Origin of the sequence: Sphaerospermopsis aphanizomenoides BCCUSP55 (assembly GCF_001586785.1) — a bacterium.
Taxonomy (GTDB): domain Bacteria; phylum Cyanobacteriota; class Cyanobacteriia; order Cyanobacteriales; family Nostocaceae; genus Sphaerospermopsis_A; species Sphaerospermopsis_A aphanizomenoides_A.
In genome coordinates, this window is the sequence record NZ_LUFH02000053.1 from 1 (window position 1) to 12,277 (window position 12,277).

Below are 12,277 nucleotides of genomic sequence, written 5' to 3' on the forward strand. Positions count from 1 at the left end.
CCCCACACCCCAGACCCCAGACCCCAATTCCAAATCCTTACTTTTGGTTGAGAAGCTTTAACTTTTATTTACTTAAACTTTACTCGATTCCCAGCCAAGAGTATGATGACTTGCTAGTTATCCAAATTAAACACTGTACAAGCCGCTTCGTTTTGTACAAAGAACTTCTTGTTTTGTAATAAAAGGAAACAACTCCATGCGACGATTGTTTGCTTTGATTTTAGCGATTGGTCTTTGGTTCAATTTTGCCCCTTCGGCTCATGCTCTGGGTGCTAACCTTGTACCTTGCAAAGACTCTGCCGCATTTCAAGCATTAGCTCAAAATGCCCGCAATACTACTGCTGATCCAGAATCTGGTAAAAAGCGGTTTGAGCGTTATTCTCAGGCACTGTGTGGTCCTGAAGGCTATCCTCATTTGATTGTTGATGGTCGTCTTGATCGCGCTGGTGACTTCTTAATTCCCAGCATTCTCTTCCTTTACATTGCTGGTTGGATTGGTTGGGTTGGTCGTGCTTATTTACAAGCGATCAAAAAAGAATCTGATACTGAGCAAAAAGAAATCCAAATTGATTTGGGTCTAGCATTACCCATTATCAGCACCGGATTTGCTTGGCCAGCAGCAGCACTTAAGGAGCTTGTTTCTGGTGAATTGACAGCTAAAGACTCAGAAATCCCCATTTCTCCACGCTAATTCATCTGCTCTCATTCACTTGTTCAAAGGAGGCTAAATTCATGGCTGACAAAAGCGACCAATCCTATTTGATCAAATTTATTTCCACAGCTCCTGTGGCAGCTACCATCTGGCTGACAATCACAGCTGGCATTTTGATTGAGTTTAACCGCTTTTTCCCAGACTTACTTTTCCACCCTCTACCATAGGGTAAAAACGGGATTTACATCAGTAAACAGTCAACAGTAAACACACTAATCACTGATCACTGTTTACTGATAACAGCATAAATGCCAACATTATGAATTTTGAGGCAAGATAAAACATGGCACAAGCAGTAGATGCATCAAAAAATCTCCCCAGTGATCCCAGAAATCGGGAGACAGTAAGACCTGCTGGACGTAACCCACAGGATGGAAACCTGGAAACCCCAGTGAATTCTTCTCCCTTGGTGAAGTGGTTTATTGGCAATTTGCCTGCTTATCGTTCTGGTCTAACTCCTTTCAGACGTGGGTTAGAAGTAGGTATGGCTCATGGTTACTTACTATTTGGACCTTTTGCTAAATTAGGCCCCCTGCGGGATGCTCCCAATGCTAACTTAGCTGGTTTGTTGGGTAGCATTGGCTTGGTTGTAATTCTCACCGCCTGCCTATCCCTGTATGCTAATAGCAATCCTGCTAAAGCACTTGCCAGTGTGACTGTACCTAACCCTCCAGTAGACGCTTTTAACTCTAAAGAAAGCTGGAATAACTTTGCCAGTGCTTTCTTAATCGGTGGTATTGGTGGTGCTGTAGTTGCTTACTTTTTGACTGGTAATTTGGGCATCATTCAAGGCTTAATCGGTTAATTTAATCGGTGGTAATGGGTAATAGGTCATTGGTAATTGTCAATTATGTGTGGCAATTACCCATTACTTCTGACTTATAGCAGCTTTCAGCAGTCAGCGGTCAGCAATCAGCAGTAAAACCCTATTGGTGCAAGGCTTTATCATCAAAATTTGTACCTTCTTGATCTGCAATATGCTGTATTACCACATGCAAATGCTTTTATCCAAATAAAACTGTTTCAATTTGATTTAAAGCAATTTCTAAATTGTCATTGACGATTTGAATGTCAAATTCATCAGCTGCTTGAATTTCCTCTTGGGCGCGGTGCAGACGGCGGGCGATCGCCTCTTCAGAATCTTGTCCCCGTCCGCGTATCCGTTTCTCTAATTCTGAAAATGACGGTGGTAATATAAAAATACTCAGAGCTTTAGGGAAGGAATTACGAATTTGTCTTGCTCCTTCGAGTTCGATTTCTAGTACTACCAACTTACCAGACTGAATCTGGTCAAGCACATCTGCACGGGGTGTGCCGTAGTAGTTACCAGCAAATTCTGCCCATTCCAAAAATTCTCCTTGAGCAACTAATTGTTCAAACTTACTGCGGCTGATAAAGTAATAGTTTTTGCCATTTATTTCTCCTGGACGGGGGGAACGAGTTGTTACAGATACTGAATAATACAGTTCTGGATGACGGTGGAGGAGCGATTTCATTAAAGTTCCTTTGCCAACTCCACTGGGTCCAGTTAAAACAATCAGCTTGCCCAGAGACGGGCATTCTTGGGTAGTAGCACCACTATGTATGGGTAAAACTTGCATTATCCGTTCAACTTGTGAATTAATCAATACACACTATTCATTAGTCTGGTATGAGTTACTAGAGTAACGAAAGACTAATGAATTGGTAGCACCAGTGACAGAAAACTTGTCTACTTCATATCCTACGGCCGATATAGTACAAATAGGGGGGTTGATAGCCCCACCCCTGATTAATTTTCTACAGTCTGATGGTCACGGGAAATAACAAAGCGATTTGCTACCGTTTCCGGCTGAATCGCTGATAAGATCACATGGCTAGAATCAGTGATAATTACAGCCCTAGTCCGACGACCATAGGTTGCGTCAACTAGTTGCCCTCTGTCCCTGGCATCGGTAATTATCCGTTTAATTGGGGCAGACTCTGGACTGACGATGGCAACTACTCGATTGGCAGATACGATGTTACCAAAACCGATGTTAATTAACTGAATGTCCATAAAAAAAACTGGCGCTAATGGCGCTAGGAAAAGCTTGTCATAAACATATCCCCATGTTATATCTAAAGAATCGGAGTTACAACGCTTAAAGTCTGGATAAATTAAGTTTTTTAATAACAACTGCTGTCTTTTAGCTATTTATAAGCTAAAACTGCTAAAAATCTTTCTAAAGATATATGGAAAATTATGCTCATCAGAGTTAAAAGAAAATTTCCATAAAACCATCCTCAATAAATTATACCAATTCAAAATAGTTCAGGAAGTGCCAAGGTTTGAGGCAGGGAAAAATATAGAGATTAAGGGACTTTTAAAATTAGCAGCACCAAAAGTAGCGTTGAACTTGCGACACCAGATAGCAACAGATTTGTAATTTCCTAAGTTAATGTTGTTAGAAATGAGATATTTATATTGGTTTGGGGAAAGGTGAAAGGTTTTTCTGTCCCTGTTCCCCCTCCTCATTCCTCCTTCATCAAGCGATATTGCCTAGAGATGGAATTTTAGGCTTAAAGGTTTTAGCTGGCAGTTGCTTTTTCGGAATTAGCTGCTTCAGCTGCTTTAGATGCAGCAGTTCCACCCATGCGAATCTCAGAGGTGAAGGAAGCCATACTAAAACCACCAAATCGCTTGAGGACACTTACACGCATCCGCAAATTGGGACTGGCAAACCATAGTCTTTCCTCAGACCACATGGTTTCATATTCAGTAATTAAAGTTAAAGCGCCATCTTCACCCATTTTGTAAGTTCCTGCTACGGGTGCTTTTTCTGCATAACCCATTTCTCGCAGTAACTTACCTTCATCGGGTTTATCTGCATCTGGTACTGTCACTAAAACTGTAGAACCTTCGTGTTTTTCTTCGTCCCATTCCATTGTCCCTTTCCAGGTAACTCTTGCACCACAGGAAGCCGCACTGGGAGGAATTTCATACTGTTGACACAGTTTGATCACTTCTGGATGGTCTGCGGCCAGCATTTCAATTATGATGTCTGATTTGCCGTCTTCTGATTGCTTAAAGGCTAAATGGTGACTAGTGCGATGGGAAAACCATTTACCAGCACTTAACTCAAAAAATTCTTCAATATTCATGAATCAAACTATCCTGAATCAAAAGACAAAAATTCCACTTTTATTATTAACAAGGTAGCAGGAAGCGTTAACTTAAACTTGATTTTCTACCTCTTCTAGTCTTTTGAGGGAAATCGTCGCGGCTTCAGCAACGTGAGGATGACTGTCTTTTTCTAAGTATTTTAAGGCTGAAATGCTCTTTGGTGTAGGTAAATTACCCAAAGCTTCTGCCAGACGTTGCCTAACTAACCAATCCTCTGCTTGGGCAAAACGCAGGATATGATCTACAGACTCTAGAGATTTAATTTCCCCTAAAGCAGAAATAGCTGCTTGTTGGATGACTACTTCTTTGCTATCTAGTGCTTGAATGAGAATATTATAAGCGCGAGAATCTTTAATATTACCCAGAGCTACAGCAGCACTAAATCTAACTAACCAATCAGTGTCTTCATAAAATGCCCGTGATAGCGCCTCAACGGCTCTGTTATCACCTAAATATCCTAAAGCACCAGCAGCATCAGCACGTATACCATAGTCCGGGTCTGTTTCCAAAATTTTGATTAAAATCGGATAACATTCGGATGTTTGCTTAATACCTAGAGCAAATATAGCCATTGAACGCAGTTGCAGAGATTCATCATCTAAGACCTTTTTAATCAAAGGTACGGCATCTTCTGAGGGGATATCACGGAGGTTAGCAAGGGCTACCATGCGATCGCGCAAATTGGGACTTTCTAACTGGGTAGAAATTACCTCTAAATTGGGAACAGTCATTTACTTTAAATCACTTTCTTTACTTATTTTTACTTTAACTTAATCAATACCAGGTTAAAAAAGAAGGTGATAAGTAGTCGTGCAAAATAAATTTTATAGTTAGGAGAGGGAACAGGGAACTCTGAACAGGGAACAGGTAAGGAATACAAACATTTTTGTTTTCACTCTATATGTTAAATTAATTTTGTTTGGGTACTTAGATGTAAACCTGGAAACCCAGATCAAATTTGACCGGGAATTTTAGATTTTAGATTTTAGATTTTAGATTTTAGATTAAAAAAGTTTGGTATAGTTCCTGGTCATTCAGGACGGAAAAATACTCGCTGCGCTGCGTACGCTTCGCTAACGTCAATCCAAAATCGAGTGACTGTCTTAATTTGTAATTTGTAATTTTTAATTTGTCTACCCCAAGTCTCATACTTATATCCTCAAATAGTAGTCAAAGGTCATAGTGAAACTGTATCTCAGGCATGACGAGAAGACTGAAGGCTAAACGTAGGGTTAAAAGGTACAACTTGAGAGTATAGGGTGAAACCTTCAGGAGAATAACAATGGTTCTACTCAATGAACGTCCAGGTGTTAAAAAAATCTCCAGCTTGCAAGATAAATTTATCTATGAAGTTGGTACTATGTACGATGCTGAAAATCGCTTTTTAGAAGCACAACAAATGATGCTTCAATGTTGTCAAAATAGCCAATTGAAATCACTAATTGAAACACACATTCGGGAAACCCAGCAGCAAATTGGCAACCTAGAGGAAGTTTTCAAAGCCTTGGGACAACCACCGCAACGAGTTACTTGTGATGCAGCGGCTGGTGTGATTAGTGACGGTCAAAAATTCATGCTGCTGGCTGCTGATAGTCAAAAAATTCTGGAACAGGGAATAGCAGGAGGACAGTTAGTAGTTGAACATTTGGAAATTGCCTGTTATCGCTGTTTGATTAAAACTGCTGAACAAATGGGACAAAGCCAAGTAGTACAGTGGCTACAACAAAACTTGCAACAAGAAGAACAAACAGCACAAAAATTAGAACAGTTCATCCCACAGTTACTGCAACAATCTTCCTCTAGTGAAGGAAAAACTACTGCCAAATCTCGCTAATTGACAGCGATTTGTATTCAAATAATCCACATTGTAGAGACGTTTCATGAAACGTCTCTTTGTGCGTATGAGACCAAAACCTCATTCTACAGACTAGGAGGCAAAATCAAGTTATCAATTACATGAATAACACCATTACTAGCTGGAATATCTGCCTTTGTCACCTTAGCATCATTTACATTTACTCCTGTATCAGGATCGACTTTCACAGTAATTGGATCACCTTGTAAACTAGGGACTTGACCAGATTTTAAATCACTGGACAGGACTTTACCTTTGACTACGTGATAAGTTAAAACCTTAACCAATACTTCTTTGTTTTCTGGCTTTAACAAATCCTGAACTGCATCTTGTGGTAACTTGGCAAAAGCTGCATCAGTGGGGGCAAAAACAGTAAACGGACCTTCTCCTTTTAACACTTCTGTTAGTCCAGCAGCTTGTAAGGCTTTGAGGAGGGTTGTAAAAGAACCTGCTGTTTCAGCTACTTTTATAATGTTTTTGTCTGCTGTTGTTCCTGCTGGTGGTTGGGTTGGCGCTGGCGGAACTTTTTCAGGTTTTTCACTATCTGGAGTGGATGGTACTTGTGTCGGAGACTGAATGGGTTGAGTTTTGTCAGGTGCAGTACGTCCGTTGTAGGGAGGTTCGTTAAAAATGCTGGGTCGGGGATTTGTGCGTTGTTGTGCTAGAGATGGTAAAGTCATCAAGAGACTAACGCTAGTTACTCCTAGTAGCCCAGCGATATTGGTGAACAATTTGTTGTAATTAGCCTTCATAAATTTTGTTTGTCGAAATTTTTAACAACCTACTTGACACTCCCCTACCTAAAGGCGTTCGCGCAAGGGTCTCGCCAGAGATGGGGATTCTACATTCACTGACTCGCCATTAGACGACAGGTTTACACCAATCGCCCAAGAGGGCAAATCTCCTGTAGCGTAAGTTCCCGAATGTCCTGCGGTACTTAATCCTAATTTCAGGATATTAATACTAGCATTTACATCTCTATCTTCTATGAATCCACAATGATGACAAATATGAGTTCTAGTTGATAGGGATTTTTTCACTTTTTGACTACAGTTAGAACAATTTTGAGAAGTATTATGGGAAGGAACGGCAATTGTTACCTTCCCATATTTATGGCCAAAATATTCTAACCATTGCCTAAAAGTAGACCAGCCAGCATCAGAAATTGACTTAGCTAAATGTCGGTTTTTTACCATGCCTTTTACATTCAAATCTTCATAGGCTACCAAATCGTTAGATTGGATCACGGAATATGCTAATCTCTTGCAATATTCTTTTCGCTGCCTACTTACTCTTAAATGTTTACGGGCATACCTATTTCTAGCTTTGTGGTAGTTGTTAGATTGTCTCTGTTTAGCTTTTTTACGTTCTCTGCTGTACTTTTTGGATTTTTTGCGGTTAGCTCGGTTTAGTTGTTTTTCTGACTTACGGTAAAAGTTGGGAGATTGTTCTACATTGCCTTTACTGTCAGCAATGAAGTAATTTAATCCCAAATCCAGTCCTACTACCTGATGAGTTGGTTGTGTTTCAACTCTAATATTTACATCAATTGCAAATTGAGCATAATAGCCATCAGCACGACGTACTAAATGCACTCGTTTAATTTGTTTGATGTCGTAGTAGTTCAAGTCATAAGTACCTTTTAATTTCAGAGTACCTATTCCTTTTTTGTCAGAGAAAGTAATTGCTTTTCTACTTTCAGATAGTTTCCAGCCACTTGTTTTATATTCAACAGAACGGCAATTTGTCTTAAACCTTGGAAAGCCTTTCTTGCCCTTAACTTTCTTTTTACAGTTGTCGTAAAAACGAGCTATTGCACTCCAAGCACGTTCAGCAGCAGATTGTCTTGACATTGAGTTGAGTTCATCAGCAAAGTTAAATTCAGATGCTAATACCGCACAATATTTGTTGAGGTCATATTTGCCCACACCTTTATTGTCCATCCAATAACGTAAACACTTGTTTTGGATGAATTGACTAGTGCGAATAGCCTCATCTATTGCTTGATATTGCTTATCTTTTCCTTTGACTTTGAACTCGTAAATTATCATGGTGACGACCTAACAACCATGATATTATGCTAAATTATAAAGCATAAACTGTCAAGTAGAAGCAAATATCACGAGCGGGCTTAAGCCTTGGGCTTAAGCTTTCATCCGCTATATAAAACCTACTCAAATCTACCTATCTACTGACAGACTGATTCTTGAGTGTCGTTTACTTCCTGCTTCCTCCTGAAAGTGTAGGCACTACTAGGGTGAAACAGGAAAAAAAAGCTGGCTCTTGTTAGCATTAGTTAGCTTTTTTGTATCGGCAGTTATGCTAAAGTAGCTTGAACAGGAATGGTAAAAAACCTGTATAAAAACTTAACTGCCTAACGGCAATCTGTACCTTGACAATTGAAGATTAGTGGGTTCTATTCCATAGTTCTAGTTCCTTCCCAGGAATAGGTAAAATCTTCATGGGAGCTAGAAACTAAGATTTTTGGATAAGGTATTGGGATATGAAACATTTTTTATTAACTTGGCTTGGTACTGCGATCGCATTACTAATTACAGCTAAAATTGTTCCTGGATTCATTATCAAGACTTTTGTTGCAGCTTTACTTGCTGCTATTGTAATTGGTTTGGTAAATGCTATTATCCGTCCAATTTTGAAAATATTAGCATTTCCCATCACTTTAATTACTTTTGGTCTATTTACATTTGTTATTAACGCCTTAACTCTGTGGTTAGCAAGTGCTGTTACTCCTGGTTATGGGTTTCACATTCAGGGTTTTATCCCTGCTTTTCTCGGTTCTATTGTGCTTTCAATTGTTTCTAGCATCATTAACTATTTTCTACGAGTCCTTGATTGAAGGGTATAGGGTGTAGGGGAACAGGGGAGCAGGGGAGAAAATAAATAATTACGAATTACGAATTACGAATTACGAATTACGAATTACGAATTACGAATTACGAATTACGAATAATTTGAGCAATAGCTACTGTTACAGATCCAGTTTCCCCTGGTAAGCGGAAAATTGTTTTGGGAACTAACAACCTGATCTGCGAACTCATTGTTGTAGCTGCTAGAATAGCCGCAGCCTCAGCTACACTTGGCGTTCCTACTGTTTGTTCGATAATTTTGGCCGGGTTGGGAACACTCACACTAGCGAGAATGTCTGCTGTAAAAGTTCTGAGGGAAAAATTGTGTAAACGACAAAATTCCAGTAACCCATGTTCTGAAGCTTTAGATTCTATGGTGGCAATACCCGCTATGGAGGAATAGGTAAATTGTGTGTCTCGCAAAATTTTCTCAATTGCCAAACTGATTAACTTAGCAGAAGTTCCCTTTTGACAACCGATCCCTACCCATAAAACTTGCTGATCTAGTAACTCTACTTGCATATTCAAATCATTCAGTGTTATCATGGGGAAAATTTAATATTTTATATAGAATCTCCTGAAAACCTTATCAGTAGCCAGAAAATCACACTTAAGAAAGATTGATTTTTGGCAAATGTACTTTTAGATACAATCAAAATGATAAGTTTAATACTTTTTGTCAAACAAAAACCGATATATTTAGTACATCTAGCACAGTAGGAAACATCGAGGGATAGACACAGCAAAGGTAAAAGGTAAATTAAGTCTTCATGTTTACTTTTTTCTTCCCTTGTAGAACAAGTTTTTGATCTTGGTGTTTCAATTTCTTATTTCTCCGTCGTAGCAAACTCACATCAGTTACGACGGAGTTTTGCTTGTTGAGTAAGGTAAACGGACTGGAGACTTGACCGAAAACAGGGTGTTGGGTGTTGGGAAAAATAAGCTTTTACACACATAGCTACAAGCAATTGATTTAATATGTTTTTGTAAAAGTGTAAGTCTTGTAGATGTATTTTGATGCACCTATTTTTATTTGCAAGTCCCTTACTCCTTGGCCCCAGCTTGGCGTAAAATACTAGCAATTTTGCGATAACCATTAAACTCAGCAATCATTAAAGCTGTGTAACCACCTTGGTTTTTTAAATTCACATCCGCCCCGGCTGTAATTAACATCTGCACAGCTTGGCCATATCCTTCAGCAGCTGCCCACATCAAGGCCGTTGCACCTGCTGAGTAGGTAAAATTCACATCTGCACCTTTTTCTAGCAACAGTTGGAATATTTCTGGCTGGTTGCTAACTAAAGCTTTGACTAAAGCCGTTTTACCGTCATTTGTTAAAGCATTGATATTAGCACCTTGGTCTAGTAATGTTTTCACAGCTTGGGTGTGTCCTTGGGATACTGCTAATGTGAGGGCAACTTCCCCCAAATTCTTTTTATTCATATCTGCTTTAGCACATATCAAAGCTGCCATTATGTCACTATGTCCCTGAAATGCTGCTATAAGTAGCGGTGTATCTCCAAGATGGTTTCTGATTTCTACATTTGCGCCGCGCTGAAGTAGAATTTTTACTACATCTAGGTAGTCTTCAACAACGGCAAAGTGGAGGGCGGTTTCACCTTCTTGATCTTGGTGATTAATTTGGGCATCTCCATCTAATAAAGCTGCAACAATATGACTATGGCCTGCGGCAGATGCGGCTAACAATGCGGTGCTACCATCGGGGTTTTTAAAGTTAGTATCAGCACCATGCAATAACAGTGTTTCTACTATATCTAAATATCCCAAGTCTGCGGCCATCATTAAAGGTGTTTCGCCTTCTGCATCTGGAACATTGACAATTTGAGTATATTGTAGTATTGATTGAACAATTGCTGTGTAGTCTTGTTTGATGGCTAGTTTTAAAGCTGTATCATCATCTTTATCGGCAATATTCGCATCAGCACCCGCAGCTAAGAGAACTTGCACGACATCAAGATGACCTTTTTGGGCTGCTGCCATTAAAGCGGTGCTGCCATCTTCATTAACGGCATTAATATCTGCACCTCTAGAGATTAAAAGCTTGACAATATCAACTTGATTGTTACTAGCTGCCAGCATTAACGCTGTTAAACCGTATGTTTTTCTAGGGAGGTTGATATTAGCGCCAAAATCTAAGAGCGATCGCACTATTTCTGTATAACCTAAATTAGCCGCAAACATTAATGCTGTCGTGCCATGGCGATCGCACCCATCCACCTGAGTACCAGTTGCTAGTAGTTCAGACAGTCTTTTGATATCGCCACTTTTTGCAGCTTTTAGCCATAAATTATTGTTGTTTTCAGTCATAGTAAAAGTCCCATATAGGTATATTTGAGTAAAAGGGAACTCTGAGATTATTTATTGGTATGATTGCAGGATACAACGGCTGTTGCTTTACCACTGTCACCTGTCACCTACTAAATGTGTACGCTGCATAAACTTTTAGTGTATATTTCGATGATGGGGAAATTGTGCCATAAAACGGCGATCAATACAGTCTTTCCATTGCCACAATAATTGATGGGGTGGTAAAGTCCAACTACCTCTATTAGCTAATGCTCGTCCGTCTCCTGTACCAATTAAACTCAAATAAGCTGTTTGTGGGTTGTAAGGTTTGAGAGATGCACTTAAAATCATCCTTCGTAAATTCTCATATAAAGGTTGACCTTGACGCACCGCAAATACACCAGCTTTTGGTAGTTGATAATTAATCATGGTGGCTATATCACCTGCGGCGAAAATATGCGGATGGGTAACAGATTGCAAATAATCATTGACTAAAATAAACCCTTGGTCATCAGTACCAATTCCCGAATCTTTTACCCAATTTGCTGCTGATGCTTGTGTCACCCAAAATACTTGATCACAAGTTACTATTAACCCAGATTCACATTTAATTCTCAAGCTTTCATTGATTAATTGTGTAACCTCACACACTGTTTCTGCTAAATGCAATTTCACACCTTTATTGATTAATAAATCTTGCATAATTCGCCGCACTGATGGGTGATGACTGGGCATTAATTCCCCACTACTTTGAAATAAATGAATTTCCGATTTTTGCAAGCCGGCAAGCATTGATAAGGCTAATTCCACACCACCAGCACCACCGCCAACAATGGCAATATTTAGGGATTTTTGAGGATTTTTAACTGAATTTTCCTGCAATTTATACCAGTGGGTTAAAAATTGTGCGACAGGTTTCACAGCAATTGTATATTCGGCTGCACCTAATACAGACAATTTTGTCGGAGTGCTGCCAATATCAATAGACAGCAGATCAAAATCTACCGCAGATTGGTTAGCACAAAGCACTTTTTTGTTGTTTAAATCCAGCCCAATTACGCGGTCAATATACAACTGCGCCTGAGCAAAATTACTTAAACTTTGTAAATCAATATGGCACTGGGAATAACTATAAAATCCGGCAATATGTCCGGGTAACATTCCTGAGTATGGCGTATATATATTTGGCGTAATTAAAATCAATCTGACTCCAGGTAAAGGTTGATTACCAAAAAGTCTCAACACTAGGGCATGACTGTGACCACCACCTATCAGCACTAGATTTTTCAGAATTGGCTGGGTATTTGGTTGCATCTCAAGAGTTTAGTAAATAACGTCAGGAGTATGGCTGACACCAAGCTATGCCTATGGCTCCTGCGTCGCCACGCAAG

At 39.6% G+C, this 12,277-nt stretch carries 14 protein-coding genes and 1 pseudogene; 5 read left to right on the plus strand and 10 right to left on the minus strand.

Annotation, left to right across the window (positions count from 1 at the left end):
- Positions 1-196: 196 nt before the first annotated feature.
- The 3 genes from A0J48_RS14640 (at position 197) to A0J48_RS14650 (ending at position 1,517) form a co-directional block, all read left to right on the plus strand.
- On the plus strand, positions 197-691 hold the full coding sequence (locus tag A0J48_RS14640) for a Photosystem I reaction center subunit III (protein ID WP_200324185.1): 495 nt from the start codon (positions 197-199) through the stop codon (positions 689-691).
- 41 nt (positions 692-732) lie between these two features.
- Positions 733-879: a photosystem I reaction center subunit IX gene (gene psaJ / locus A0J48_RS14645; RefSeq protein WP_200324187.1), complete on the plus strand. Its 147-nt coding sequence runs from the start codon at positions 733-735 to the stop codon at positions 877-879.
- A gap of 116 nt (positions 880-995) precedes the next feature.
- The gene (locus A0J48_RS14650; protein ID WP_200324189.1) at positions 996-1,517 is read left to right on the plus strand and encodes a photosystem I reaction center protein subunit XI; all 522 of its coding nucleotides are present in this window, start codon (positions 996-998) and stop codon (positions 1,515-1,517) included.
- Positions 1,518-1,716: 199 nt separating this feature from the next.
- Here the strand turns inward: A0J48_RS14650 and gmk are convergent, their stop codons facing one another.
- From gmk to A0J48_RS14675, 5 genes and pseudogenes are all read right to left on the minus strand, one after another.
- Positions 1,717-2,313 (minus strand): guanylate kinase, encoded by a 597-nt coding sequence (gmk, locus tag A0J48_RS14655; protein ID WP_200324251.1) that lies wholly within the window; start codon positions 2,311-2,313, stop codon positions 1,717-1,719.
- 170 nt (positions 2,314-2,483) lie between these two features.
- A complete protein-coding gene (remA, locus tag A0J48_RS14660) occupies positions 2,484-2,750 on the minus strand; it encodes an extracellular matrix/biofilm regulator RemA (RefSeq protein ID WP_200324191.1) in 267 nt (88 codons plus the stop codon).
- Positions 2,751-3,005: 255 nt separating this feature from the next.
- Positions 3,006-3,152, minus strand: a pseudogene (locus A0J48_RS14665) (DM13 domain-containing protein); the annotation flags it as partial.
- Between the two features lie 110 nt (positions 3,153-3,262).
- Entirely contained in the window at positions 3,263-3,835 is a 573-nt protein-coding gene (locus tag A0J48_RS14670) for a phycobiliprotein lyase (protein ID WP_200324193.1), read from the minus strand.
- Between the two features lie 72 nt (positions 3,836-3,907).
- Positions 3,908-4,588 carry a HEAT repeat domain-containing protein gene (locus A0J48_RS14675; protein ID WP_200324195.1) on the minus strand — a complete coding sequence of 227 codons (681 nt, stop codon included), beginning with the start codon at positions 4,586-4,588 and terminating at the stop codon, positions 3,908-3,910.
- Positions 4,589-5,139: 551 nt separating this feature from the next.
- On the opposite strand from A0J48_RS14675, the gene A0J48_RS14680 reads away from it, so the two are divergent.
- Complete coding sequence (locus A0J48_RS14680; protein WP_200324197.1) at positions 5,140-5,691, plus strand: YciE/YciF ferroxidase family protein; 552 nt, start codon at positions 5,140-5,142, stop codon at positions 5,689-5,691.
- A gap of 86 nt (positions 5,692-5,777) precedes the next feature.
- Here the strand turns inward: A0J48_RS14680 and A0J48_RS14685 are convergent, their stop codons facing one another.
- Positions 5,778-6,464 (minus strand): fasciclin domain-containing protein, encoded by a 687-nt coding sequence (locus tag A0J48_RS14685; RefSeq protein WP_200324200.1) that lies wholly within the window; start codon positions 6,462-6,464, stop codon positions 5,778-5,780.
- Between the two features lie 48 nt (positions 6,465-6,512).
- The gene (locus tag A0J48_RS14690; protein ID WP_200324202.1) at positions 6,513-7,763 is read right to left on the minus strand and encodes an RNA-guided endonuclease InsQ/TnpB family protein; all 1,251 of its coding nucleotides are present in this window, start codon (positions 7,761-7,763) and stop codon (positions 6,513-6,515) included.
- A 452-nt stretch (positions 7,764-8,215) separates the two neighbouring features.
- Between A0J48_RS14690 and A0J48_RS14695 the strand changes: the two genes are divergently transcribed.
- On the plus strand, positions 8,216-8,569 hold the full coding sequence (locus A0J48_RS14695; protein ID WP_200324204.1) for a phage holin family protein: 354 nt from the start codon (positions 8,216-8,218) through the stop codon (positions 8,567-8,569).
- 97 nt (positions 8,570-8,666) lie between these two features.
- Here the strand turns inward: A0J48_RS14695 and A0J48_RS14700 are convergent, their stop codons facing one another.
- From A0J48_RS14700 to A0J48_RS14710, 3 genes are all read right to left on the minus strand, one after another.
- On the minus strand, positions 8,667-9,125 hold the full coding sequence (locus A0J48_RS14700; RefSeq protein WP_234300929.1) for a cobalamin biosynthesis protein: 459 nt from the start codon (positions 9,123-9,125) through the stop codon (positions 8,667-8,669).
- Between the two features lie 498 nt (positions 9,126-9,623).
- Positions 9,624-10,907, minus strand: coding sequence for an ankyrin repeat domain-containing protein (locus tag A0J48_RS14705; protein ID WP_200324206.1), 1,284 nt, complete (start codon positions 10,905-10,907; stop codon positions 9,624-9,626).
- A gap of 135 nt (positions 10,908-11,042) precedes the next feature.
- Positions 11,043-12,200 carry an FAD-dependent oxidoreductase gene (locus A0J48_RS14710; RefSeq protein WP_200324208.1) on the minus strand — a complete coding sequence of 386 codons (1,158 nt, stop codon included), beginning with the start codon at positions 12,198-12,200 and terminating at the stop codon, positions 11,043-11,045.
- Between the last annotated feature and the right edge of the window lie 77 nt (positions 12,201-12,277).